33 protein-coding genes and 2 pseudogenes are annotated in these 23,587 nt (G+C 42.1%); 2 read left to right on the top strand and 33 right to left on the bottom strand.

Annotated elements, in window-relative coordinates; all coding sequences use genetic code 11:
* Positions 1–84: 84 nt before the first annotated feature.
* Both ACR32F_RS08155 and ACR32F_RS08150 read left to right on the top strand, forming a co-directional pair.
* Positions 85–657: a DUF2975 domain-containing protein gene (locus ACR32F_RS08155; protein ID WP_440117825.1), complete on the top strand. Its 573-nt coding sequence runs from the start codon at positions 85–87 to the stop codon at positions 655–657.
* A 20-nt stretch (positions 658–677) separates the two neighbouring features.
* The gene (locus ACR32F_RS08150; RefSeq protein WP_440117823.1) at positions 678–905 is read left to right on the top strand and encodes a helix-turn-helix domain-containing protein; all 228 of its coding nucleotides are present in this window, start codon (positions 678–680) and stop codon (positions 903–905) included.
* 78 nt (positions 906–983) lie between these two features.
* On the opposite strand, the gene ACR32F_RS08145 is transcribed toward ACR32F_RS08150, so the two are convergent.
* The 33 genes and pseudogenes from ACR32F_RS08145 to ACR32F_RS07985 all read right to left on the bottom strand — a co-directional run.
* Positions 984–1,544, bottom strand: coding sequence for a GNAT family N-acetyltransferase (locus ACR32F_RS08145; RefSeq protein ID WP_440117821.1), 561 nt, complete (start codon positions 1,542–1,544; stop codon positions 984–986).
* 92 nt (positions 1,545–1,636) lie between these two features.
* A complete protein-coding gene (locus ACR32F_RS08140) occupies positions 1,637–2,311 on the bottom strand; it encodes a hypothetical protein (protein ID WP_440117819.1) in 675 nt (224 codons plus the stop codon).
* 52 nt (positions 2,312–2,363) lie between these two features.
* Positions 2,364–3,134 (bottom strand): hypothetical protein, encoded by a 771-nt coding sequence (locus ACR32F_RS08135; RefSeq protein ID WP_440117817.1) that lies wholly within the window; start codon positions 3,132–3,134, stop codon positions 2,364–2,366.
* Between the two features lie 231 nt (positions 3,135–3,365).
* Complete coding sequence (locus ACR32F_RS08130; RefSeq protein WP_440117815.1) at positions 3,366–3,815, bottom strand: NUDIX hydrolase; 450 nt, start codon at positions 3,813–3,815, stop codon at positions 3,366–3,368.
* Positions 3,816–3,859: 44 nt separating this feature from the next.
* Positions 3,860–4,456 carry an HD domain-containing protein gene (locus ACR32F_RS08125; protein WP_440117813.1) on the bottom strand — a complete coding sequence of 199 codons (597 nt, stop codon included), beginning with the start codon at positions 4,454–4,456 and terminating at the stop codon, positions 3,860–3,862.
* Between the two features lie 43 nt (positions 4,457–4,499).
* Positions 4,500–5,351 (bottom strand): GNAT family N-acetyltransferase, encoded by an 852-nt coding sequence (locus ACR32F_RS08120; protein WP_440117811.1) that lies wholly within the window; start codon positions 5,349–5,351, stop codon positions 4,500–4,502.
* 130 nt (positions 5,352–5,481) lie between these two features.
* Positions 5,482–6,126, bottom strand: a complete 645-nt coding sequence (locus ACR32F_RS08115; RefSeq protein WP_440117809.1) for a Type 1 glutamine amidotransferase-like domain-containing protein — start codon at positions 6,124–6,126, stop codon at positions 5,482–5,484.
* Positions 6,127–6,146: 20 nt separating this feature from the next.
* Positions 6,147–6,689: a GNAT family N-acetyltransferase gene (locus tag ACR32F_RS08110; RefSeq protein ID WP_440117807.1), complete on the bottom strand. Its 543-nt coding sequence runs from the start codon at positions 6,687–6,689 to the stop codon at positions 6,147–6,149.
* A 449-nt stretch (positions 6,690–7,138) separates the two neighbouring features.
* The gene (locus ACR32F_RS08105) at positions 7,139–7,630 is read right to left on the bottom strand and encodes an NUDIX hydrolase (RefSeq protein WP_440117805.1); all 492 of its coding nucleotides are present in this window, start codon (positions 7,628–7,630) and stop codon (positions 7,139–7,141) included.
* A 13-nt stretch (positions 7,631–7,643) separates the two neighbouring features.
* Positions 7,644–8,300, bottom strand: a complete 657-nt coding sequence (locus tag ACR32F_RS08100; RefSeq protein ID WP_440120086.1) for a hypothetical protein — start codon at positions 8,298–8,300, stop codon at positions 7,644–7,646.
* On the bottom strand, positions 8,231–8,404 hold the full coding sequence (locus ACR32F_RS08095; RefSeq protein ID WP_440117803.1) for an adenylyl-sulfate kinase: 174 nt from the start codon (positions 8,402–8,404) through the stop codon (positions 8,231–8,233). Before ACR32F_RS08095 ends, ACR32F_RS08100 begins: the two co-directional genes overlap by 70 nt.
* A 39-nt stretch (positions 8,405–8,443) precedes the next feature.
* Entirely contained in the window at positions 8,444–8,956 is a 513-nt protein-coding gene (locus ACR32F_RS08090) for a hypothetical protein (protein WP_440117801.1), read from the bottom strand.
* Complete coding sequence (locus ACR32F_RS08085) at positions 8,953–9,630, bottom strand: HAD family hydrolase (RefSeq protein ID WP_440117799.1); 678 nt, start codon at positions 9,628–9,630, stop codon at positions 8,953–8,955. Before ACR32F_RS08085 ends, ACR32F_RS08090 begins: the two co-directional genes overlap by 4 nt.
* A gap of 22 nt (positions 9,631–9,652) precedes the next feature.
* The gene (locus ACR32F_RS08080) at positions 9,653–10,324 is read right to left on the bottom strand and encodes an aminoglycoside N(3)-acetyltransferase (protein ID WP_440117797.1); all 672 of its coding nucleotides are present in this window, start codon (positions 10,322–10,324) and stop codon (positions 9,653–9,655) included.
* Positions 10,325–11,026: 702 nt separating this feature from the next.
* A complete protein-coding gene (locus ACR32F_RS08075; RefSeq protein WP_440117795.1) occupies positions 11,027–11,236 on the bottom strand; it encodes a hypothetical protein in 210 nt (69 codons plus the stop codon).
* A gap of 45 nt (positions 11,237–11,281) precedes the next feature.
* Complete coding sequence (locus tag ACR32F_RS08070; RefSeq protein ID WP_440117793.1) at positions 11,282–11,791, bottom strand: hypothetical protein; 510 nt, start codon at positions 11,789–11,791, stop codon at positions 11,282–11,284.
* 58 nt (positions 11,792–11,849) lie between these two features.
* Positions 11,850–12,353: pseudogene (locus ACR32F_RS08065) on the bottom strand (DUF4188 domain-containing protein).
* Between the two features lie 62 nt (positions 12,354–12,415).
* The gene (locus ACR32F_RS08060; RefSeq protein WP_440117791.1) at positions 12,416–12,928 is read right to left on the bottom strand and encodes a GNAT family N-acetyltransferase; all 513 of its coding nucleotides are present in this window, start codon (positions 12,926–12,928) and stop codon (positions 12,416–12,418) included.
* Between the two features lie 24 nt (positions 12,929–12,952).
* Complete coding sequence (locus ACR32F_RS08055) at positions 12,953–13,588, bottom strand: hypothetical protein (protein WP_440117789.1); 636 nt, start codon at positions 13,586–13,588, stop codon at positions 12,953–12,955.
* Between the two features lie 50 nt (positions 13,589–13,638).
* On the bottom strand, positions 13,639–14,019 hold the full coding sequence (locus ACR32F_RS08050; protein ID WP_440117787.1) for a hypothetical protein: 381 nt from the start codon (positions 14,017–14,019) through the stop codon (positions 13,639–13,641).
* A 43-nt stretch (positions 14,020–14,062) separates the two neighbouring features.
* On the bottom strand, positions 14,063–14,308 hold the full coding sequence (locus ACR32F_RS08045) for a hypothetical protein (protein WP_440117785.1): 246 nt from the start codon (positions 14,306–14,308) through the stop codon (positions 14,063–14,065).
* Between the two features lie 60 nt (positions 14,309–14,368).
* Positions 14,369–14,959 (bottom strand): hypothetical protein, encoded by a 591-nt coding sequence (locus ACR32F_RS08040; RefSeq protein WP_440117783.1) that lies wholly within the window; start codon positions 14,957–14,959, stop codon positions 14,369–14,371.
* Positions 14,960–15,307: 348 nt separating this feature from the next.
* Positions 15,308–15,826: a GNAT family N-acetyltransferase gene (locus ACR32F_RS08035; protein ID WP_440117781.1), complete on the bottom strand. Its 519-nt coding sequence runs from the start codon at positions 15,824–15,826 to the stop codon at positions 15,308–15,310.
* Between the two features lie 250 nt (positions 15,827–16,076).
* Positions 16,077–16,307: a hypothetical protein gene (locus ACR32F_RS08030; RefSeq protein ID WP_440117779.1), complete on the bottom strand. Its 231-nt coding sequence runs from the start codon at positions 16,305–16,307 to the stop codon at positions 16,077–16,079.
* Between the two features lie 61 nt (positions 16,308–16,368).
* On the bottom strand, positions 16,369–16,857 hold the full coding sequence (locus ACR32F_RS08025) for a cysteine hydrolase family protein (RefSeq protein ID WP_440117777.1): 489 nt from the start codon (positions 16,855–16,857) through the stop codon (positions 16,369–16,371).
* Entirely contained in the window at positions 16,832–17,443 is a 612-nt protein-coding gene (locus ACR32F_RS08020; protein WP_440117775.1) for an AAA family ATPase, read from the bottom strand. Before ACR32F_RS08020 ends, ACR32F_RS08025 begins: the two co-directional genes overlap by 26 nt.
* A gap of 38 nt (positions 17,444–17,481) precedes the next feature.
* Entirely contained in the window at positions 17,482–18,189 is a 708-nt protein-coding gene (locus tag ACR32F_RS08015) for an AAA family ATPase (protein WP_440117773.1), read from the bottom strand.
* 262 nt (positions 18,190–18,451) lie between these two features.
* Positions 18,452–19,417 carry a radical SAM protein gene (locus ACR32F_RS08010; RefSeq protein WP_440117771.1) on the bottom strand — a complete coding sequence of 322 codons (966 nt, stop codon included), beginning with the start codon at positions 19,415–19,417 and terminating at the stop codon, positions 18,452–18,454.
* A 182-nt stretch (positions 19,418–19,599) separates the two neighbouring features.
* On the bottom strand, positions 19,600–20,229 hold the full coding sequence (locus ACR32F_RS08005; protein ID WP_440117769.1) for a hypothetical protein: 630 nt from the start codon (positions 20,227–20,229) through the stop codon (positions 19,600–19,602).
* A gap of 29 nt (positions 20,230–20,258) precedes the next feature.
* A complete protein-coding gene (locus ACR32F_RS08000) occupies positions 20,259–20,828 on the bottom strand; it encodes a GNAT family N-acetyltransferase (RefSeq protein ID WP_440117767.1) in 570 nt (189 codons plus the stop codon).
* Positions 20,829–20,851: 23 nt separating this feature from the next.
* On the bottom strand, positions 20,852–21,508 hold the full coding sequence (locus ACR32F_RS07995; RefSeq protein WP_440117765.1) for a pyridoxine/pyridoxamine 5'-phosphate oxidase: 657 nt from the start codon (positions 21,506–21,508) through the stop codon (positions 20,852–20,854).
* 425 nt (positions 21,509–21,933) lie between these two features.
* Positions 21,934–22,353 (bottom strand): histidine phosphatase family protein, encoded by a 420-nt coding sequence (locus ACR32F_RS07990; protein WP_440117761.1) that lies wholly within the window; start codon positions 22,351–22,353, stop codon positions 21,934–21,936.
* 80 nt (positions 22,354–22,433) lie between these two features.
* Positions 22,434–22,724: pseudogene (locus ACR32F_RS07985) on the bottom strand (DUF2569 domain-containing protein); the annotation flags it as partial.
* Positions 22,725–23,587: the final 863 nt, after the last annotated feature.

The following is a 23,587-nucleotide window of genomic DNA, read 5'->3' as shown; positions in this document are numbered from 1 at the left end:
GATTTATATAATTATAAACCGTATATTGTTATAAAGAGGTGGCCACTATACCTTCCTCAATTTATCTACGAAAAGGAGTTTATCATGAAATCGAATTGGATGTTTAGTGTTGGATCTAAGATTTGTCAAATCTTGTTTTATGTTCTTTTTATTGTTACGTTTTTTATTATTATGGATCATGCAGCACATCTTTGGTTCCCAGACAGCGGGTTCACTCAGAGCCTAGGGCCCTTTCAACCCATATTCGGCCTGGGCAATATTTACTTCGATCAGGACCCGGAACTGTATACAGAAAAAGGCTTCATCGCACTTTCCTTTCTCTCCAACCTGAGTGTGATGGTTCTCGCTCACATGTTTCTATGGTACATGCATCGTCTTCTTCGTAATGTGGGGAAAAACAGTCTGTTCATGTATGAGAATGTCGCCATTTTGTTCCGGCTTGGCCTCTTCATTATCGTGATGGGTTGTCTCTTCTCCTACTCCGACGATCTCTTGTTCTCCAAAGCATTGAATCAATTAGACATTACCAACGGTCTTCTCATTGTGAGTACAATGTCATATATCGACTTTATATTAGGCGGACTGGTTCTCCTGATCATCGCTTTTGCACTAAAGAAAGCAGTCCATGCCGTAGAGGAAAATAAAAATACAATCTAACCCTAAAGTAGGCGATAACGTTGATCCGTATCAAACTGGATGTGATGATGGCAGAGCGGAAGATGTCATTGAATCGACTATCTGAAATCGTAGGCATTACTCCGGCCAATCTGTCGATCCTGAAAAATGAAAATGGAAAGGCCATTCGATTCACTACCTTGAATGCACTCTGCAAAGCCTTGCAATGTCAACCTGGCGATCTGCTGGAGTATATTGAAGATGCTGATGATACACTGTACGAAGAATAGCCCTCTACCGATGCAGAAAAGTTCAATTAGTAAAAGAGATGACCCCTGTTCAATACAGGCGATCATCTCTTTTTTCGGTTATGTTGCAGTAAAATCCTTCACTTCACATAACCACACTATATGGTCCGTGCCTTCACCCCAATAGTTTTTTGCCACCGCATAGGGTTCACCGAATTTTCGCTGCCATTTCTTCTGCGCTGTCCGGTATCCGCTGTCCAGGCAAAATTGCTGGATGCCTCTCCTCTGAAGTTCAGTAACCAGCGCTTGGATAAGAGCAGACGCAATCCCCTGACCTTGAACTTCAGGTAAGACGTATAGACTCCCCAACTCTCCGATATTGTTCAGTTGATGATCTGTACATTCTTGAATCTCCTTACCACAAGGCCCGAATGAAATGGTGCCCACAATGCGATCGTCCCTTTTGGCCAACAGAAAGAAGACATTAGATTTCTTAGTGTTGTCCGAATGCAAAGCGGAGTGGAGCAGGGCTTTTTTGTGTTCAATTTCACCCTGGATGTCTTCATGAAGGGAACCTATCCCTTCCTGGTTGAAGGCAAAGGGAATGGATGTCTCAAAAACCTGGTAAGCCCCCTCCAAATCCGATGATGTTAAAGGTAGAATGCTAATAAGGTGATCCATATGCTCATCTCTCCATTCCCTCGCACTAAACATAGGACAAAATAAATGCATGATTATCCTCATTAGCTCTTATTCATTCTAATATTTACATGCTACAACGCTGTGTCCCAGGTTTGGAACAAGACTATCAATCGCTGCGCGGTATCTGCCACAAACGTACTTACCATTTCATTCGTAATGTATTGAGGTACGATACCGGGTTCGTTGACGCTTTCATTTAAAAAGGAAAACGTATGATACCGCCAGCGCAGAATCTCCTCTGCTGTTAACAGATCAGCAATATCATAGCCAGGCGCAATCTCGAGCATCTGCCAGACTTCTCCACTCCAACTCGCATGTTGATAAAGGTTAAAATCAATTTGATCGGTTTCCTGGTAATACAGACGCCCAAGTTCATCCTTGGTTCGGTGTATGCCCGAATCTCGATCGGCAATGGTAACCTGCTCCACAAATTTCGGATAAACACTTCGGAACCAGTAAAAGTCCGTCAGTACATGCATAAAGTAGCCCCGCACAAACCACTTCCATCCCTCAACTTCGTGCTGTTGAATGTAGGTGAAATACCGTTCTTTCAATCGCTCAACATGATCTCCTTCATCCTTAGGGTTGAAATGGGTGTTTTCCTTATCCGCCCTTGTCCAACCCTCGCGCATATGGATGGAGTCCGGGGCGATATTTCCCAGATAGAATGGGCCGCGTTCAACATTCCCTTGCACGGAATCGGCAACCAGAATAGCTATATTCAGATGAACCATGGGTAGCGGCATAGAGATGTTCTCCTTTTATCGAAAAGTCATCTGCTTATAGACAGGTTTACTTTTACACTCGCTCTGCCTGGATCTTATTGAATAACTCTTCCAAATCCGTATGGAGATCTGGCTGTTCGCAGGCGAGCAAACTTATGTATTCCGATCCACACTCATAGAAAACAAGACGATTAAATGGCGGTGCATCTCCAAGATGATTGATTTTCAGACCGAATTTCTCCCGAATCAGATTCTCAATATACCGTGCGTAACCTTCGTTCCACTCCTGCCAGGTCCAGTAATCTACTTCTTCGTCGCTCAAGAGCTGAATTAATGCAATTCTTGTCTCTTTTATTTGGTTCATATCTTTATGCTTCAGAGCAGACAATAACTCTGTCATTAACAGCTTAAACGACTCCTTCTCATAAGGAAAGTCATAATCAATTTCCCAGGTAATACGTTTGCGTTCTTTCATCGTATGTGTGATCGCCAGACGGTCTCTTATACTTTCATAATGCTCACACACATAACAATGGACAAATTCATGGAACAGGTATATTTTCTGCTCAAAATTTTGGAACACCGCATCCGTCACCACCGCACACATTCGCCCGTCCATATGATGCACCGGAAATGCTGCGAGGCATCCTTCGGGAATATTCAGGTCATCCGGGACGGTTTTCACCCATTCATATTGCTGCGTCTTGGACGCATAATCATAGATATATAACAGAGATTCAAAAGCCACAACAACAGGATAATGCTTTGTAAATAAAGGATGTATATTAACCAAATCTTTTTGAATTTCCTGTAGCTCATTAATCTGCTCTAAAAAGGTATCCATGTCTTTACCCTCGCTTTAATGGAATGATGAGTTAATCATATCAATACAGGATAAATAAAACACTGAGAGAAAAATGATAATTTTATCTCTAGTACTTTCCTCCACGTTTATCACTTAAATACCAATCCAATGCCTCAATCCCACGACGGGCAAGTTTTATGAAAAAAATCTCCCAACCGAATACTGGCCGGAAGATTAGTACATGGCGGTTAGCGTACGATTTGTCCACTCTTATCTGATGTATGCCGCTTTTTTCAACACATACTCCGTGAACGGATTAATTTCTGGAACCGGCTCACTCAGATCAAAATATCGGAGTTCCAGTCCTTCATCATCCATAATGGTGGGACTACCCTCGATACCTTCAGCTTCATAAACAGCCATGACATTGTATACTTCATCACCATGTGGATACTGATAATACATGTCCTCACCTGAAAAGACGGTAATGAGTTTGTACGTCTCCGCCCTCAGTCCAGCTTCTTCATACAATTCCCGCGCAGCTGTTTCCTCCAAAGATTCACCGGGTTCCATCGATCCCCCAATGGTCCCCCAATCCAAACTATCTGTCCGCTTTTGCAGCAGCAGGTGACCTTCCCCATTGAAAACGAGTACACATGAGCCCGCCATAATCAGAGGACGTGATCCGACCAGTTTTCTTAGCTCCATGATATATCCCATACACACTTCTCCCCCATCTTCAGATGCATACGTAATACCTATCCTTATGGTTTGGTCAAGATTCCACGCTCTACGGAGTCGTGAATGAGCTGCTGGGCATATTCCCACAATGTTTCGGAACCATTCACAATCTCACGGTTTCTATTTAACACCTGATCACTTGTAATGTTAAATTTCTGCCACGTATCTCCCTCATTCTGATGATTGTGGATCAAAGGCTGCAATCGATCCAAAGACGCGGCAAATTGTGCTTCACTGGTCTCCTTTGCCTCGAACTCTAGCCACAGATTCAGCAGTTCTTCAGCCTGTATTTCGGGCAATATGCCAAACAGCCGATGAGCCGCCTTAATCTCACGGTCATATTTATCCGTATTCCCCGCCGTGTCGTAGGCAAATGTATCTCCGGCATCAATCTCAACCAGATCATGAACAAGGAGCATCTTAATGACTTTGAGGATATCCACCTCCCTGTTGGAATGAATTTGCAAAACCAGGGCCATCATCGCCAGATGCCAGGAATGCTCCGCATCATTTTCGAGTCTGTCCCCATGAATGATTCTCGTTTTTCGTTCAATCGTTTTCAGTTTATCAATCTCAATCAGAAATTGAATCTGCTCCTGTAATGATTCGTTCACACTCATTCTCCTTCCAAAGTAGCGGGTTAATATAAAGAGGCAGCGTACATTAAGTGATATTGTACCAATATACTTTATAGTTAAAATCCAGTGACATGCCTATCCCTTGTGCCAAACGGATTGAACCCGCATTATCTGGAGAACAATCCCAATAGGGATGGATGCCTGTACGTCTGCACTCTGCTGCATAAGCCTGCGCTACTAGCACACCGTAATTCCTTCTCCTGTAGGCTTCGATCGTTTCAATATCAATGGCATGTGTCTGATCTGCTATAAACGCTGAAAAGCAAACACTCGCGATGTCTTGCCCATGCACTGCAATATATCCAAAGCCATGTTCCAAGAAATCGTCCATGCTGTTCCAGAAGCTAGAGATTTTATCCTTCAGAAAAGATAGATTGTTGAACTTCTCAGCTTTCAGCAATACCTCATCTATTCTGAGAATCCTAACCACTTCATCCGGAGAAGGATTCCCTTCATGAATTGCTGGATGACTTAGATGTTCAGTTAAATCTGCGCCTGAATCCAATTGGAATACATGCTGAATATCGCTAAAGACCTCTCTTTTCGCGGGAATATGTTGAAGAACATCCTCCCAGCTTTCATCCACCACACCAATCTCTACGGCATGAATATGTAAATCTGATAATTGGGGTTCAATATGTTCCATCATGAACTCTTTCAATTCGTTCAGAAAGGGTTCACTTTGGGCGTTCCCGATCAATTGAAACCCATCTTGCCCCTTTATCCAAAATAAAGCTGCTGTGATATTCGTTGCATCATCAACATAGATTCGGCCAGGATTTAGTCCAGACGCCACAGCCTTTACCTCAATATTGCTGCATGAATCCGTGATGTGCTTTATCTTATAAAATTCATTCTTATTAAGCTCAGTAATCATATGGCCATACCCTCCTGGATTTGAGACAAGACTCTCTGGGCAGCCGTCTGAAACATGTCCAGCTTTTGCCGAATATTAGAAATCTCCAACATCCTTATGTTCTTTTCTTACTTATGATCTTGTATATAGCTCACTTATCAAACACAAGACGTACATCGCCGTATAACTCCACGGCTTCGCCATCAATAACAATCCCGTCACCGTCTTTGCAAGCATAGATTCTTGTCGTGTTTGCATGTGCATATTCTCTTAAGGAATCCAGAGCTTCTTCCGAGCCATCCCAATGAGGTGAAAACTCAAAATCGACGAGCCCAAGAGCTTTCTTATCATTCAGCCCCACAAGGTTATTGTCTGAATCCTCACCATACCCGGCAATTTCAATTGTTGGTGTAGTTAGAATACTGCCTGCGCTAACCCCGATCAGAATGCCGCCTTTATTCACATAGGAACGCAACGATCCCATTGCATTTCTCTTCTGCAATAAACTTAGAAAATAAAATGTATTCCCTCCAGATAAATGTATCGCATCGGCTTCAAAAATCGTATTGAATCTGCTCTCCTCGTACTTATAGTCCAGATCATAATAATCGATGTCTCGAATGCCCAGTTGGTTATAGTAACGCACAGTATGCTCGAAATATTTTCGATCTAGGTCAGAACAGGAAGGTACATAACCAATAGAAGGGTGGTCACACGCGAACAAGCTCAACATTTTCTGATCAAGTTCATCATTCGTTTCAAAATATAAATCACTTAGTAGTACCAGCTTAGTCATCTCAGTTCCCCCTTTGCCAGTCAAACTAGCTTAAACTCCTTATCCAAGATGGAGAAAAAATACTGATCCGTCCACTCATTGTTCCACCATAACTCTTCCTTGAAGACGGCTTCACGTCTCATACCCACATGCTGCATCAGTGCAGCCGAGCGGACATTTTGAGCATTGCACATGCCAACGACCTTATGAGCTTGTAAACCCTGAAAGGCGAATTGTAGCAAAAGATAAGCAGCCTCGCTTCCATATCCTTTCCCTGCATATTCTGGAAGTACGGCGAATCCGAGCTCCCAGCTCTTTCTATGATCCACATAGCTCCACATCTGCATAAGACCAATCGGTGAATCATCTTCATCATCCAAACGACGAATAATAAAATCATAGGCATACGTTTTTTCATCGGTCGTAGCAAAATGACTGCGATATTTCTCCCGGACTTTCTCAGCATCCGTTTCAACGTCCTCTTCAAAACTCCATATACTCGCATCACATTCAAGTTTGCATATAAAGTCGAGGTCCTGTTCTGTGACGGGTGTTATTCTTATCTTCTTTCCCGCAAATTCCATTTCAATTTATCCCCTTTGTTTGTGTATGTCCTCGTTCCCATGGAACTAATGCATCTGCCCATTAATATATCTTCTATAACTTGCAGATGCATCCTGAGCCCACAATCCCAACTCGGCTCTCTCCGCTGTTTCTTGGAGTGTCATTAATGGTTTATAATCAGGTACATCTTGCACTACAGCTTGTGCTGGCTCAAACATGCTCTCTTCATTCGATAATATTAGGCAACCAATAATAAAAGAGAGTCCCAGAATGACACTAGCTAACAAAATACAGTTTGGAATAGATTTCATTCTTCAACAGTCTTGTATCTGCTTTTGCAGCTTAGTCACCTGTTTCTCACCCTGTTCAGTCAGTCCGGGATGCAACCCGATTTAATTGATGGGGATAATCAAGCAAGTGTTCACCATGACCATGACGAATAAAGGTGATCTCCATTAACTTCCCTCTCCTATTGCTGAACGTAATGTTTAATACTCTCCATAACATGCAGGTTACTCAGTTCTTTTTTCAAAAACACAGGGTAGATCTCCATATTCTCCAACTCCTCAAAGGAGAACCATCGGAACATTAACTTCCCGTTATCCTCCAGCCCCTTGAATTCCATTTCATGATAAAGCCTATGATTTTCAGGTAATGTGATGACATAATAAAATCCGATCTCGTGGTACATCATCCCATCATAATCAAAGAAATCTTCGCTTACAAAGGCAACTCTCTGCGATTGTACATGAACTCCCAACTCCTCAAACATCTCTCGCACAATTGCCGATCCTGTCGTCTCATTGAATTCTACCCGCCCTCCAGGCAGGTTCCAGAAATCATCATGTTCTGTTGTGTGCAAGAGCACTCTTCCCTGATGTATGACGATACCAGCGACACGGAAATTGAATTTGTTGTTATCTTTTTCATACGTTATGTTATTGTTATTTGAATGGATCAAATGAGTCTCCCCCTTACCCTTTCAAAATCTTCTCCAGTTCCTTCTGACAAGCAGTACGGTTATAATCTGAATTATCCAACCAGTACTTGTCCATGTTCAATAACTGATAAATCTCCGTCTCCATGCGTTTTCTTTCTTGCAAAACCTTCACCGTGCCATCGACTCCATGATATCCTTTTGCTAGTCCGAAGCCTTGATTTGTATAATAATGAATGAATCCATCCGACCATTCCTTGGGTCTTTCCTGGATTGCCTTATCAAAGGTATGGGCAAGATCCAGCTGATGAAGGTAGATTAATAGTGGATTCAGTGATTGAACGATGCGTTCCAATTCCAGCACATATTGCACATTTGCTTCATTGGATTGATTGTATCTCACCAAACCCACGGTCAGTGGATTCTGGATAAAACAACATTCGAATACGGTGATGAAATCCTCATCCGCGCTTATCACGTTTTCCGTAAAGCTCTGCCATTTTGCGGTAATCAGCTTCACATTTTGTTCAAAAGGCAGTTCATAAATATCTTTGTTGAATATCTCTTGTACGATATAGTCGGGAAAATCCGTTCCCAGTTCCTCTTTCATCTTACGATAGGGAATCAGAAACCCATCCAGATAGGCTGTGGCTGTGCTTTCCAATAACTCCTTGTATGCCTCATGAGTATCCAATAAAGACCTTTACCTTTCTGAATCAGAATCTCCGATACCATCTTGGCAATCGTCGACTTTCCTGAACCCGGTAACCCCTCAATAAGTATTAATGATCGTGTCATGAATTCATCACCCTTAACTTCATAATAATCAAGTTGTTGTTAATCGATGTCTGCAAAAATCCATTGCGCAGCATCGCCATCCGCTTTCTTTTTCCAAAACACCATACTTTTCCAGACCTCTTCCTCATCCTCTCTTAATTCAGTAACCCTCACAACTGCCTCATAGAGCTTCTTTTGCTCTCGAATCGTGATCTCACTCATAGAGGTAACCTGGCGAATTTTATAACCTAACATGCCTGAGACGGGCGATTGCGGATCAAAAAGGCTCATATAGCTTTTCTCATCCCCTTCCCATAAATAACGCATGCGAGCGTTCATCAGTTTGATGATTTCCAGTTCATCACCTGTATATTTCGTTTCATCGAGATAAACAGGTGGAATGCCTTTGTCCTCTTTGGGTGCTGCTGCTTCATCGTCCTTCTGCTTGACTGCTTCCTCAGTATGACTTTCCGTCACTGGAATAGCTGGTTTCTGCACAGCTTCATTCGTTGTTTTATCCTGACAGGCAATGAGGAATAGAAATAATAATGAACACACGATTAACTTTTTCATACCGAACCCTCCAACATATGCAGAACTTCGGTAAGGTCTTTACACTCATAATCCGGTGTAATCTGCTTCGGTTTGGATTTGCCTTTCCGATTTAACCAGACCGCCTGAATTCCCGCATTTTGTGCTCCCTGCACATCACTGACCAGAGAATCCCCAATATGGATTACTTCAGTTCGGTACAAATCATACCTGCTGATCGCTTCATCAAACATCTCTGATCGTGGCTTATAGGATCGAACATCCTCGCTGGTAATCACACCAGTCACTTCAATGTCATGCGCCTTCATTGCAGCTCTCACGTCATCGGTATCGATATTGGACAGAATATATATAGGGATCTGAAGCGCTTGCAAAAAGGGAGTTGAATCAACAAATATATTCGGGTTACGCCAATGAGCCAACTGCTCCTGATTAAGTGAATCCGCCCGTAGATTCGATTCGAAATGACGAAGTGTTTCTGCCAGAGACTGCACATTCAGCATTCTTTGCGTGGTAAACTGGCTGCCATGGCTTGCATAAAATAACGTTGAGAATGCCTTCCACCAATATGCGCCAATCTCATCCGTTGTACATTCAACCTGCGCAGAAGCTTGAACCTTTTTATAAATCACTGGAAGAATATCATCATCTTCATGAACAACTGTCCCATAGAAATCAAGAAAAATGGCTTTCATCTTGTTCCTCCCTATTACTAAGCTATCTTCTATTTTGGTTCATCCAGTCTAATGCAAAATCAATCATTTCTCTCTGAGGTAGTAAATAACTCAGCCCTTGCCCTACTAAACCCTCTTTTACCAAGTTAGTTTTGGACTTGAAATCATCAAAAATAATATCAAAATCATCCGATTCATTATTAATATCATCATAAGTAATCCACTTTTCTTCTCCATTAATACACATTTTGACATCCCATACTTTGGGCTTAATGAAGGAATTCTTTTGCTTATACTCAGCCAGATGTAAAGAAGTGTTCGAATTCGTCGGTGCTCCAAGTAATAAAATAAACCCCTCCAATTCAGAAATTCTTCCCAATGGAGATGTCTCGCTTAGTGCATAATTCAGATTATGATTTTCAATAATTTTCTTAGCATCTTTCCCCCAAGCAGCAAATGAAACATGAGGATGAGAGCTGCGTAACACTCCATTTTGTTTGCGAAATGTTTCAGGAATGATCCCCATATAAGAAGTTGGCGTCAAATCAGGATAATATATGGGCATATTCTCTCGAATTACTTTGATTTCCTCCAGAGTCAAACTATCATTGTTTTGTGTTGGTTCACACAAATGTTCAGTTTGAGTAGGCATAACAATATTTCCATGAATACCCACTGCTTCTTCCAATGCCAAAAACTGCAACTGCTCCGCCAACCACATTCCCTAAAGATTTAAGAGAGGAGTGAACAATTAATGTCATTCCCTTTTCCACACCTAATCTTTCTAAATCATCTGCAATTAACCTTCTCGTTTGTAACGTTTGGGATTTGATCATCGTAGTCACCTCAATGATTTATATTGAAAACCTTTAAGTTTAAGCTTGAAAAATATGCAATCTATCAAAAAACAGAGATTTCCTATGTATGTTAAATTTTCTCTATAGGTACATCATAACCCATAATGTGGAATTTGCGAATAAACCAAGTAAGCTAACTCCCTTCCATTGGGTTCTCTCCAAACCCCAAAAAACACGCTCCTTCGCATGATTTACATCACACAAAGGGCGTGGTGTGTAGGTAAAACATTTTATCCAATTTCCATAACAAGAACAGTAAGTAATCCACTACCTATTCATAAACATTTTCAATATGCCAACCGCTTTGATTTTGATTTCTTTGCCTTCGGCATCCGTAAAAAGTTGATCATACGTTGTATAGATCCCCCAATGCTGAAGATGTTCGCTTCTGAAAATAAGGCTTTTTTCCTGTCCATCTACTGTCTGTGTATACGTTGTTCCTCCATTCACATCATACGAGGCATGAATATGATGCTCGCTTGCCAACCATGCGACGAAATCGGTTCTACTCGGATTGGTTAAAGCAAGAACGAGAACGATGAAGATGCTAGCAGCCTACTTCAGAATATTGTTAGCTCCTCCGCTTTTTCCCTGCTATCTATTCTAACATATAAATAAAAAGCGATAATGTGCACCACGATGGATAACAACCATATTCCGGGGAACCAGGGAGCAATCATTTGGATCATATTGAGTTTGATATAAAATAGCAGGTTTGTTGCATGAGCACTGTTTTTCAGCGCAAAGACATGATAAAAAGAACTACTCACTCACGAGTAGTCCTCCTTGTATCTCTTTCAGAATGTCATATGAATTCAGGTCACCGATCCGGTCTCCAGATACAACGCCTGATTTTGCCGAATCATCTCATTCATGTGTAATATAGCATCCTGAGCCGAGGCCTGATACTTCAAATATAATTCTTCCGTTCTTTGAAGCAGGGTTGGGTCCTTATCTAAATCCGTGGGCAGCACCTCACGCCACGTGTCTCCAACTTTACTTGTATCTGTAATCAAACGCTCGATGTCGTCCAGCAGAGTCACCATTTCATTTTGATTGAAGTAGCGCATTCCGTTCTTTATCCCATTCCAGCTCTTCATCTCAATGATGTTGTACGCCGAAAACCAGTAAAACTCCGCCAGGCTTTTCGTATGGTTATGGTAGGAATAGAACAAAAATATCGCTTGTTGTCCTTCGTGCAATTGCCGATACACCTCTACTTTTGCTGCAACATCTTTCCCACGAACGGAAATCAGCAACGGTTGAACACAAAGCCAGCTAAGCTGCTCTGAACTCAAATCTTCTGGTTTGATGGTAACCTTCAATAACATGCTCCTCTCTGTTTGCGATGGTTGTACATTCGAAATTCTCTTGAGTTTTACCCTAAGGATTCTTTGGTGTTTCTACTGCGGGATCATTCTCTCCACCCATTCTACGTCTGGACGTTTCCTTCCTGCCTGTCACAGGAACATGGTTAGACACTTTAGCCAATCCAAACTTGGGCATATTCGCATATATGGTCTCATACGAACCGGACTGAGCTTTGTAGGTTTCATGATAGATTCCCACGCTTCCATCCGATCCAACGGATTGGTTAAATCGTTTCCAAGCCTCCAAGTGCAGGCCTCCGCGTGCGTATTTCTCCAAATCATCATAAGATCTCCAATATTGCAATAGGGTCACCCCACTCCAGCTCACAAAATATTCCGTCCCCAGAAACCCGGTATCTGGGTTCATGTACAGTTATTTAATCATCGGGCCCATGGATTTAAAGATGGGTAACCACTTATGTATCGCCCACAGGCGGTTAATTCGCATACCAATAATAAACACAACAAACTCCCCATCGATCTCAGCTGAATATCTTCCCTTGTGTATGTTCGCCACGTTACAACTCCTTTTTGCCAAATGTGTACTTTTACGCCCGTAATCCGTTTAATAGTTCCATCCTACACCATGCTATATTGCAAAATAAGTTGCAGACCATGGATACCCATCCTCCGCTCTCCGCGATCGTGAAAACCAACTTTCAGATACAGCTTTTGTGCCGCTACATTCCCCTCATTCACAGCTAGAATAATTTCATTAACCTTCGGATCGAGCTGCTTAATCCATTCAGGCAGTGCCTTCATGGCTGCGAGTGCGTACCCGTTTCCCTGATGTTCTAACGTAATGGATAATGCGCGTACCAGTATCGTGCGGGAAGCATCCTTTTGTTCAACATACTCGGAATTTTTATGTAATATAAAGAAACCAACCGTCTTCTCTTCATGTAAAATAACCACCGGATACTTGTCTGGATTATAAATGGCCTCCTCGATAACATCGGCGGGCATAGCTGTGAATTGAGTTTGTTCACTACTCAGTGAAAAATTAGACAAGTCTTGGTTATACTTTTCATGGTATGGCGTTAGACGAATCATATGCTCCCTGTTGGAACGTGCCGCATCTTGGTTTGGCATAGGTCCCCTCCTCTATTATCTTCATCATCCATGATGTTGTTCATCATAAAACGCCTGCCAAGCTGTAAACAGTTGTTTCAGTTTCGAAGCCGTTGTATGAATGAACGTTTCTATCGTATCCATAGATAAAATGCTCAAATCACTTAAGGAATCATGTCCATGGTTGTTTAAAAAGTCCATTTTCTTCGCCCTATACGTATACACCTCTTGCTCCAACAATCCACCCAGCTCAAAAGCTTCACCTTTTTCCAGCTTGTTTATCCATTCATGAGCACTCGACCAATCCCGCAAAATCATAAACTCCAGCTTCATGACATCCTGCGTATAGATACTCCGTCCGTTGGGTTGAACTTCATATGCCGGATAAATATCGAAGGTCCACACCCGATCCGTATATATGTGGGCAATGTATCCGCTCAAATATTGCATAAACTTAGGATCACTATGAGCTCGCTGCTTATGGGAATCGAAAAATATCTTGAGCTCTTCGTCTGTTGCAAACCGGCCTGCAACCGGCATCAGATGTGTTTCTGCCTTTTCAGTTCTGTCATTGGTTCTCACATGGATGGAGTCCGGTGCGAGACTTCCCAATATAAACTCGGGGGTTGGATGTGATAATAATACGGATGCGATTGCAAAATGAACCATGGGCCAAGGCATAGTAATACTCCTTTCTCTATCCTTAGGAAGATTTAATATGGTTTTATCGCTTACAAAGCCAAGTGCTCACTTTCTTGCACACTCATCAATTCAATTTCGCCACAATAGAATCCCAACACCCCGTTTTCATAGTCCTCAACGAGATATTTCATCGGATGATAACCATGGTCTTTCAGATCTTTAATATTAAACCCACTGATCTGTACTAGAACACCATCAGGCCGATAATGGAAACTTTCAATGTCAGTGAATCTAAAAAGCAATTCATATGTAGCATTTGAGAATTCCATTAGAAATGTAATGTCTGCTATCATGATATTCTCATAATATTTATCTTGTTTGATATACAAATTCACACCCGCAACCCACTCCAAACCTTGAACAGAAAATGCAGGAATAAAGGGGTTAAGTAATTCTAAATTTTTTATCATAATCAATCCCCCACTTCATGTTTAGCTACGTTGTTTATGCATATTACACACGTAGTAGCTTGGACTCTCCTTGCTTCAAATCTACAAATACTGGCTTTTGTACCTTGTTAATTGTGGAAATATTAATCTCATCCAGACTTTTAAAAGCAAGCTGTAACGATTCATTCTGCTCATCTACAAATAAAAGAGTGGCCTGATCAACAGCAAGTTTACCATTCAATTCGGCAGTGACGTTAAATAGGAACATCACAAACACAACCTCGTTGCCGTCCGGATATGTATATTTCATTCTCTCCCGTAACGACAATACGCCTTGTCATTCATCATACTCCTCTCTACCTTCAGAAGATCATATTCCAAAATGCACAATGCATTTCCCACTTATCTCAGCATGTTTGGCCATATTGGCAAGCTTGTTTAATTCGTTTATCAATTCAACTCTGTTATATATGAGTGTCTCATAATAGCCCCTCGGTTCAGTTCCATTAAAACCATAATCTCCTGTCAGTTTGATCTGGTCAGGAGCAAGGGTAAATAAATCAATCCATACACGAATGAGTTGATGGAACTTCAACAAAGCCTCTTTTTCTTCAATAACAGTTATGCCGTAATTGTTCAGTCCACGACAGCTTTCACAGGTGGATGGATTCCACGTATCAAGCCAGAGAAGAGAATCGTAAATGTATGAAACGAACTCATCTTCCAGGCTAGCATGCTCCTCTGTTATGAGCCCACTTTTATGTATAACCCCATGACGATGCCATGAGTAAGAGGTATGGATAAATTCAGTTATATCGGATTTATTTTTCAATAACAAAATTATGCAGCGCCATGCTTCAAGTCCCCCTATACTAGGAAATAAGACCATGTATTTTCTTCTGTGAATTCCTTTTTTTATCATAACCCATGCATTGGTAAATACGAAGTTGTTTTGAACCATAATCCTGCATATCCTCCCCCCTTTGGCTACAGCAAATCCAAAAAAAATCCTGTCAGACTCCCAAACCAGGGAGATGCACAGAACCTTATTGAATATAAAGTGAGTTAAGTCGATTCAATTATGATACTGCCAACATTTAAAAGATCCTTCTTTTAACTAGAATCTCTGTACCTTCTTCTTTGTACCTCTTGATAAAATCATTGGTCACATGATCATGATGCAGTATGCCCATATAGTCTGTTCCAGGCTTCTTCGGTCTGTAATCGGAGTCAATCGTGTAAATATTGAAGTGCACTTCATCTTCGTCGCCAATACAATAAACAATTTGATCTTCCTTCCCTTTAAACTCTAACTCTCCGTTATTTCACGTACAAATGTCTGACACAAAATCCGATGGCTGCCAGCGATATTGTCAATCTCAATGCGATATTCCGACTGGATATGTTCAATCTGATGTTGTTCATAATACCTTTTCCAGAACAAAACCGCTGCTGAATTATCAGCAAACTGTTCCACTTTAAATTTACCCTGAAATTGCGCAAACACCAAGTCAATGGCTTTTTTTGCCAGCCCCTGTCCGCGATACTTTTTCACCAGGAACAGCTCCTGCACCGTATAATCTACATCCTCCGGCACATATGGAGGCGAGCAGATCAGTACAAATCCAATAACCTTGTCTTCATATTGAATAAAAAATGGATGTAATTCCCCACGTTCCAGATAGAGATATGTATTGGTCGGATCATACTTCCCCTCTTCAAGCAAATCCTCGCCCGAGAATTCGGACAGATCATATAAATACAAATTGTACAGATTCAAAAACAATTCCTTCTGTTCTGCTAAAATGCTCGTAATTTGTATATTCATCTTCGTTACACATCTCCCTTATCATGTGATTTACATCGACCTTGTCGGTGTTCACAGCGCGCTTGCGTGTATTGCTCTCAATATAACGTTTCAACCGCGGCAGATATAGGCAATGTTTGGTTTAAAACGAGAAATATACTGTCTTGAGAATTTGGTATCCATCCAGAAGAAGCGATTTGAATCGAATGATGCAATATGCTTTTCCTGGTAAAAAGTCGCAGCAAAAAAATAGACTCTTTGCAGAGTCAGGTTAAGCCGTGTTAGTCGTTTTCTTTTTCTGCCCAAGGTATGCAATGGCAAGTGCAACGGGGTTAACAAAAGGTACCCAAGTGATCCAACCCATGAATATAAGTATGGGAGCCAAGATCAATATCACACCGAAGAACAGCATAAGTGGCGATTTTTTCTTCAACCCCTGAATAACAAGTACCAAACCTGCAAAAGAGAACAATATGACCAAAGCAATATGAAGTACATTCATGACCATACCTCCATTTGGAAGTAGACCACTAAATGAGTTATGTTATAGATTTAACCGACACTTAATGGATTAGATAATCAACCACAGGATATGAGATCACATTGCGGTCCCTGTACGTGGACATCACCGCTTCGTGATGTGTGCTAAGAATTCCATTTTGCAACATAACAGGTCTAAATCCTCGCTCCATCGCACCATGATAGGTAAATAACACACATTCCTCTGCGGCAAAACCGGCGATGATCACCAGTTCAATACCACGACTCTTCAACACCTGCTCCAGATCAGTCTGCCAGAATGCATTGGAACTCTTCTTGGTAACCGTGAGATCCTTCTCATCCACATCAACCTCGGGAATAATACGATATTCATCAGAAGTTGCGTCCTCCATACCTTCCACGTCTTGCACATGAACCACCACATGGTCATTCGAACGAAGCACGTCTGCGACATGATTGATATATTCACAAGCGCGATCTATTGCTTTCTGATCCAACTTAGCCCGTACAATACTCTCTTGCATATCAACAATCAGCATACCTATTTTCATCTAATCTCTCCTCTGCATTTAATTGAAGTTTATCTTCTACTGATCCATCTGTATTCTCGTTTAAATATTGCAGCACGATATCCACTCGCGCCTGAACCGAATGACTCCCCTCTATTTTCAAAATCGGGCAGGTCAGATCCTTCATCCATTGTTCATGCAGCGCTTTGCTACGTATGTCCATTCCCCCATCCTCATATTGCGAGGCCCACGCCAGGAATGCCCTGGATTCTTCATACATGCTTCCACCCGGCAAAACCGCATCACCATACCGCATGACTTCCCTTTGCCTCAATCGCTCAAGCCTGATCTCATTGGGTACATGCAGGAAAATGACCAAATCAAAACGGGGCTTCAAACGATCCCCCCAACCACAAACCGCTCCTGAGAGAATCCACTGCTGGTATTGATCCATATCTTCTGATAACAGCTTGAATCTGTCCATTGGTTCCCTGGGTGAGGTAAACTTCTCATGCCAATAATAATCATCCCCATCCAGGTTGACTTGCGGAAGCTTTGTTGACAGTGCCTGACCCAGAGTTGAAGCTCCTGAGCCCGATGCGCCAAGGATATGTATTCGATGTTTCAAATCATTTCCTCCTTTACAACGGTGGTCGCTCCATAATTTTAGTCCTTGAACAACTCGTTCAGCATTCGGTCGCGGTTTTCCAGAAAACTGCGGGTAATCTGGTAATGGTCCGTCTCCTCATAGGCCACTTTCTGAATTTCGCCATCGTCAAAACTCAGAATACATGCCCCCGGATAACCCAGCAGAATCGGCGAATGCGTCGCGATAATAAATTGGGAAGTGTCTGACAGATCGTGAAGAATACGTAACAGCGAGAGTTGACGGGCTGGAGATAAAGCGGCTTCGGGCTCATCGAGCAGGTAGATGCCTTTGGAATTGAATCGGTTCACAAACAGATTGAGAAAAGACTCCCCGTGGGATTGTTCATGCAACGAACGCCCGCCATAATAATCGAGTGCCCCTACCTCATCAACATGCGAAGCAAATTGATAGAACGATTCGGAGCGCATGAAGAAGCCATTGGAGACTTTGGGCAACCAGGATAGACGTAAATAATCTCCTAATGCTGATTCTGCTGCATCAACCTCAAAGTAGTTATTTCTCCCGCCCCCGGCTGTGTTGAATCCACATTGATGCGCGATGCCTTCCAGCAGCGTGGATTTTCCCGATCCATTTTCGCCAACAAAAAAAGTTATATTATTCGTGAACTCCATTCGCTCCAATGACTGTATGGCCGGTATGTGAAACGGATATTGATCCGGTTGTTCGATTTTAGCAGACAATAACTCCACACTCCGAAGGTACATAGACACACTCCCCTTCCTTATAATGTTAGACCCCTGCTGGTTTCAGTCCTGTTTATTCAACCACGGATGAATGATTTTTTTGCGAATTCACACCAAAAGTTCCCCTTCCATCGTACCCTATAACAGGGTAAACATGAAACGGTTTTGGATGAAAAAAAGAGAGCAAGCGGTATGCTCACTCTTCTCTGTTAATAGACAAATCTGCGCTGCACCCAATAGCTGAAACAGGAAGATGGGCACCTTCTTCAACAGCTTGCTGCAATTAGCGGGATGGTTCACCTGCAAAAAGAGCATCGTACGCTGGACAAGGCCGCTTTTCCAGAAAATCCGTTAACGCTTGCGGCTGCTTGACATAGATATCCTTCAGGGACGTGCCTTGATAAATATTGCCAATCACAACCGGATGACATAACTCACAGATGAGAATATCTCCATTGCCATGCAGATGCAGTTGCTTCGTCCCATCCACACAATTGGAGAAATAGACTCCGGGTTGCTCACGTAAACCAAGTTGTTCGGCGAAACGATCCATACAGGTAAAATATAGCGTCGTATCTGGCTTCTTATGTTCAATCAGCTCCGTTACGGATCGAATGAGAGATTCTTGGGAAGCAATCTGGCTCCAATCGGTATGTGGCATCTTGATGCTGTTCTGAATCTCATGGATTCGAACACCCAGATCATAGACTTTATCGCTAATAGCCAGCATATTTTCTTGATTACCTTCAAACAGTAACGTTTCCAATACCGTCTCCAGACCGGCTTTTGTACACAGACGAATATTGTGCTCCAATCTCTCATACATGCGAGGATGCACACGGTAATAGGCAGCGTATGTTTCTGCATCTGTGTAGTTAAACGAAATATGAATGTTGGACAACCCTGCATCGCGCAAGGCATGAATTCGTTCTTCTGTCAGCAGGCTGGCATTCGTGTTTAATTGCGTGTCGATGCCCTGTGCCGTACAGTACGTTACAATCTCCAGACAATCCTCATATTTCAGCGTCACCTCTCCCCCGGACAAACGTACCCGTTTAAGCCGCGGAAGTTCACTGATGATTCGGATCACCTCCTGACCACCAATGCATTGTCCATCGTCCCGATTGTAGGCGCAGCAATAGTCACATTTGTAATTGCAATTGGAGGTTACTCCAACCTCCAGCCCTTCTAGCTCATACACGCCAGGTGTTTCAAGTTCAAGTGATTTATATCTGTTTTTTGCAGTCAATTCGACGTACCCCCTGGTTCCTTCGTTCATCCTAAGTTTCACAACTTGGAGATTATAGCGGATGGAGCCAGGTTTCCGATATGACATTATGTACGCTAATATGGAGAATATAAGCCTTGGTCGTATATAAAACTTAATGTATCGTTTGGTTTCCTAATATACAATCTGTGGCCTTGTCACTTTCATTGAGTTTCAGTCCTTCTAAATTCAGGATTATAGGCATATTCATGGGTTGCCATCATCAAGAATGACACACGTCCCTTCTGATCGAACGCCATGGACAAGCCCTTCATATTTTCATAGCCACCTTCGAGTGCTGCGTGATCAAATGACGATAATACATTGTATTGGCCTTGTTTATTTTTCTCCATGAAATACGTAATGCTTCTCACTTTTCCTTTCTTAGAATCCATAAAACCTTTCTTTCCGTATTGACCGATTACTTCTTGGATTGTACTGCCAAAGCCTATCCCTCTGGGCGTTTTATATGTTCTGAACATTGCCGAATCATCAATCATGATCCCATCCACGATGCCCTCTTTGTAATGAATTCTCATATCTTTGTAATGGTAGACATTCATATAGTAAAAATAATCCACGGGATATCCAAGTTGCTGCTCAACCTCTTCACGTGTATTTCCCAACTTAATGGCAATGTCCTTGGATTTAATTTGAAATTGAAATTCATCCTCTGTAAATATCATAGATGCAGGAGATTCATTTGAAGCGTTAATCAGGTTGTTTGATACTTCCGAGTTACTTAAAAAAAGAGTCATGAATAGAACAACGAATAGGACTTTTTTGATCAACATTAACATTCCTTTCAAACACACTCATCAAGTTATAATGATTGAAAATCTTCTTTTAAAATGGCATACATTTTCAGATCTTGGAGTTCATTTTTCACCCTCATAAAATTCCGCAAAACACCTTCAAATTTCATGCCTGCCTTTTCCATAACCTTGGCCGAGCCTATGTTGTTCACCATGCATTTGGCCTGAATTCGTTCCAACCCGATGTCTTCAAACCCAAATTGAATGATCCGTCTAACCGCTTCGGTGGTGATGCCTTGGCCCCAGTACTCATTAGATAATACATAACCCAATTCCACCTTCATACTATTGCTGTCGCACCCCAAATAATTGCAGCTGCCAATCAGCTTGTTCGTTTGTTTATCCTCGATTCCCCATGGTCCAAGCTTATTGTTCTCATATTGACTCATGAGAACATCAATAAAGGCTTTAGTATCCTCCTTGCTCTGATGTGCATCCCAAGTTGTGTACTCCGATACCGCAGGAACCGCGCAATAACGGTACATATCCTCCAGATCAGCATAGGTAATCGGCCTAAGGAGGGTGCGTTCTGTTTCCAATACTGGAAATGGTTCAAAATAACTCTCAATAGTTTTCATATGTATGCCTCCCATTTATATAATCACGGCCATAGTCTGCGGTGGCTCCATGTCCCCTCTTGCATTACATATTGGATTCGCATATGCTTCCGCTCCGGGTCTCCCTGCCAAAACTCAACTTCCTTTGCATTTACGGCGTACAGCCTCCAATTTGGAGTAACAGCATCTGGATCACGACTGATCCGTTCCTTCTGAGTAGCAATCGCATGTTCCAATTCTTCCTCGCTCCTCAACTCCTGACTCTGTCGTCCCATCATCGCCACTGCACGGGCCCCTGCTGCCCTTTTCCTGAAATCCGCTGCTCCCGCTTCCGCACCCAGATCCTCGGCAGTTCCCCTTATACGAATTTGCCTGCCTAACACAGGCCAGTAAAAGGTTAGGGCCACATGCGGATTATCCTCCAGTTGCTGACCTTTTCGACTCTCCGAGCCAGAGGCAAAATAAAAAGCCTCGTCAACGACGTCTTTCAAAATTAATACACGGGCATCTGGAAAACCATTCGCATCCACCGTCGAGATCGTCATCGCATGGGGTTCCTTCACATCAGCATCAATCGCCAGTCTCAACCAATCCAGAAAAAGCTCCCCCGGACGATCCGGCAACCGCTCGGTATCCCAAGTGGGAAAAGGTCCAGACAAGGATTTCAATCCGCGCAGCAAATCACTTGGTTTTTCACTCATATTAGCTTCCTCCTCAGTCTTCCATTTCGTACCATTGTAACGCAATTGTTTTATGTATGAAACCACCAGGTCACGGATTGATAAAATCCTAACTTCTATGACAAAAGAAGGCTATATTAAACAAGAGAGCGAATAACCTACCTATATTAGAATTTTTTATTTCGAGAGGAGTGATGTGGTATGAAGAATATCCACGTTGCTATGGTGCTAAGGAAGATTACGAAGTCATCGTAGAGGATGAATTCCTCTGCGAAGTAAAATTTGGGAGGAATTTTTGTATGGAATTAGTATTAAAGCCCGTGACTATTGAAAATTGGTATGAGTGTACCCAGCTTAAAGTTAAGCCGGAACAACTTCATGTTTTTCCCGCACCTGTCGTGTATTGGATTGCGAATCTAAATATGTGGATGATTTTGAAGTGCGTGCTATTTACGCGGAAGAGGTTTTAATTTGTGGTATTTACATATTCTGTTATAAAAACTTCGAGGACTTTCTCCTCCTGGAAACGGGGTATCCATTCCAAGGGTGTTAAAATAAACTCCTGCATATTTCACTTCAGCTTCCTTGTTTGGCATCCCAGCCAAATCTCCGTTGTTCATTTCTCTCCAATCTTTCAGATAATCTCCTTTTATATTCAGTCTTTTTTCAAGCTCTTTTGCAGTCTGAACTGCACGCGGAAGATCACTGCTAATCACTGTGTTTATGTTAAATTGCTCTAAATGATGGTACAGGTAATCTCCGAGTCTCTCCGATTGAATAATGCCTTGCTCAATAAGACCTCGCTGACTCCAGCCACCTCTGTAGCCTTCCTCATCCATCCCATGTCTCACTAAAAAAATCTTCAAGTTATCTCCTCCTTTTTTATGACCAGATTTATAATAAACCCCGGCTTTAGATCTTCCATCTTAGGCCGGGGCTTATGCTTTTATCTGATAAACGTATTACGAACTCGTTCTGATTTGATAAAATAAGGAATCCAGATTGCGCAAGCGAGTACTGACCTCACAATATCTCTCATTAAGCTTCCATCCTCTAGTTCCTGCGCCAACGGAATCTGAAGCAGTAACAGATAATCAACAATGCCCATAGCTAGACTCACACTATAAAATATAATCATCAGGCGAGGAAATATGGATTTTTTTCTATAAAAAGCTACGACCGCATACACACTAAAGATTAGAAACAATGCGTTGTATACCAATTCAAAAATGATAGCCGGACCCCATAATGGATGGTAGTAATGCGATTGGTCTTATGTTAAAAGCTGCCATGTTTCTGTTTTGAGTGATGGTATTGAAATTGAAAACAACTGGATTGAAAGCAATAGTATAGTAGCAAACAGTCCGATCTGAATTAGTATCAGCCAACCTCCCAATCCCGACACGCCTAGTGGACGATAGTCTGTCTTTTGCTCTTGAATATGTGGTTCCACCTTATAACACTTCCTTATCTGTTTTGTCTCTCTGGGATGAGTTCTTCCCTCTTCATATCACGATTTACGGATCTTCTTCTATTACTTTACGTACATTGTATGTATGATCTGCATTCGCCTTATAGCTACCTGTTTCCCCTCCTTTTGGATATAGAATTTCACACAGCTTCCTTATTGTACTATAAGTGCGGTTATAGAGATATCCAATCCAATTCGATCCGTCCCATTCACACGCTGTCAGGGGCAAAAGAAGATCTTCGCCATACTTCTGCCATGTTCAGACGAGTATGTGTACCTCATACTTCACATATACAGATGCAGATGTTGACTCTGCATTCTACGATGAGGAGGATACAACCATGTCTAATCCCAAAGTAAAACTATTGCCCTTTGCCGACATTTCGGCAAACATCGAAGGCTTTCAGATCATTTCCACACAGTGGGGCGGAGCAATACATTGAGGAAGTGGTCATTTGGGGACAAACGTTCAATTATCATTACGTGCAGCCGTTGCATGATCACCTGCTGCTGGTCGGTGCGCGGTGCGCTTATTATGGGAATGACACTGTGACTTAACCCATAAGTTTGCCAAAATACACATTTATGCTTCCAAATACTCATGGCAAACTTATGCTTCCAATACGTCA

It is taken from the genome of Paenibacillus hebaui (assembly GCF_051934385.1).
GTDB lineage: Bacteria > Bacillota > Bacilli > Paenibacillales > Paenibacillaceae > Paenibacillus.
The sequence above is the reverse complement of the archived record's forward strand: the minus strand, read 5'-3'. Positions and strand labels throughout refer to the sequence as shown.

Excerpts from the sequence above, each read along its gene's own strand:
- ACR32F_RS08155 (WP_440117825.1), top strand. The coding sequence starts at position 85 with ATGAAATCGAATTGGATGTTTAGTGTTGGATCTAAGATTTGTCAAATC.
- ACR32F_RS08145 (WP_440117821.1), bottom strand. The coding sequence starts at position 1,544 with ATGGATCACCTTATTAGCATTCTACCTTTAACATCATCGGATTTGGAG.
- ACR32F_RS08140 (WP_440117819.1), bottom strand. The coding sequence starts at position 2,311 with ATGCCGCTACCCATGGTTCATCTGAATATAGCTATTCTGGTTGCCGAT.
- ACR32F_RS08135 (WP_440117817.1), bottom strand. The coding sequence starts at position 3,134 with ATGGATACCTTTTTAGAGCAGATTAATGAGCTACAGGAAATTCAAAAA.
- ACR32F_RS08130 (WP_440117815.1), bottom strand. The coding sequence starts at position 3,815 with ATGGGATATATCATGGAGCTAAGAAAACTGGTCGGATCACGTCCTCTG.
- ACR32F_RS08125 (WP_440117813.1), bottom strand. The coding sequence starts at position 4,456 with ATGAGTGTGAACGAATCATTACAGGAGCAGATTCAATTTCTGATTGAG.
- ACR32F_RS08120 (WP_440117811.1), bottom strand. The coding sequence starts at position 5,351 with ATGATTACTGAGCTTAATAAGAATGAATTTTATAAGATAAAGCACATC.
- ACR32F_RS08115 (WP_440117809.1), bottom strand. The coding sequence starts at position 6,126 with ATGACTAAGCTGGTACTACTAAGTGATTTATATTTTGAAACGAATGAT.
- ACR32F_RS08110 (WP_440117807.1), bottom strand. The coding sequence starts at position 6,689 with ATGGAATTTGCGGGAAAGAAGATAAGAATAACACCCGTCACAGAACAG.
- ACR32F_RS08095 (WP_440117803.1), bottom strand. The coding sequence starts at position 8,404 with ATGACACGATCATTAATACTTATTGAGGGGTTACCGGGTTCAGGAAAG.
- ACR32F_RS08090 (WP_440117801.1), bottom strand. The coding sequence starts at position 8,956 with ATGAAAAAGTTAATCGTGTGTTCATTATTATTTCTATTCCTCATTGCC.
- ACR32F_RS08085 (WP_440117799.1), bottom strand. The coding sequence starts at position 9,630 with ATGAAAGCCATTTTTCTTGATTTCTATGGGACAGTTGTTCATGAAGAT.
- ACR32F_RS08060 (WP_440117791.1), bottom strand. The coding sequence starts at position 12,928 with ATGCCAAACCAAGATGCGGCACGTTCCAACAGGGAGCATATGATTCGT.
- ACR32F_RS08055 (WP_440117789.1), bottom strand. The coding sequence starts at position 13,588 with ATGCCTTGGCCCATGGTTCATTTTGCAATCGCATCCGTATTATTATCA.
- ACR32F_RS08050 (WP_440117787.1), bottom strand. The coding sequence starts at position 14,019 with ATGATAAAAAATTTAGAATTACTTAACCCCTTTATTCCTGCATTTTCT.
- ACR32F_RS08045 (WP_440117785.1), bottom strand. The coding sequence starts at position 14,308 with ATGAAATATACATATCCGGACGGCAACGAGGTTGTGTTTGTGATGTTC.
- ACR32F_RS08040 (WP_440117783.1), bottom strand. The coding sequence starts at position 14,959 with ATGGTTCAAAACAACTTCGTATTTACCAATGCATGGGTTATGATAAAA.
- ACR32F_RS08035 (WP_440117781.1), bottom strand. The coding sequence starts at position 15,826 with ATGAATATACAAATTACGAGCATTTTAGCAGAACAGAAGGAATTGTTT.
- ACR32F_RS08030 (WP_440117779.1), bottom strand. The coding sequence starts at position 16,307 with ATGAATGTACTTCATATTGCTTTGGTCATATTGTTCTCTTTTGCAGGT.
- ACR32F_RS08025 (WP_440117777.1), bottom strand. The coding sequence starts at position 16,857 with ATGAAAATAGGTATGCTGATTGTTGATATGCAAGAGAGTATTGTACGG.
- ACR32F_RS08015 (WP_440117773.1), bottom strand. The coding sequence starts at position 18,189 with ATGTACCTTCGGAGTGTGGAGTTATTGTCTGCTAAAATCGAACAACCG.
- ACR32F_RS08005 (WP_440117769.1), bottom strand. The coding sequence starts at position 20,229 with ATGTTGATCAAAAAAGTCCTATTCGTTGTTCTATTCATGACTCTTTTT.
- ACR32F_RS08000 (WP_440117767.1), bottom strand. The coding sequence starts at position 20,828 with ATGAAAACTATTGAGAGTTATTTTGAACCATTTCCAGTATTGGAAACA.
- ACR32F_RS07995 (WP_440117765.1), bottom strand. The coding sequence starts at position 21,508 with ATGAGTGAAAAACCAAGTGATTTGCTGCGCGGATTGAAATCCTTGTCT.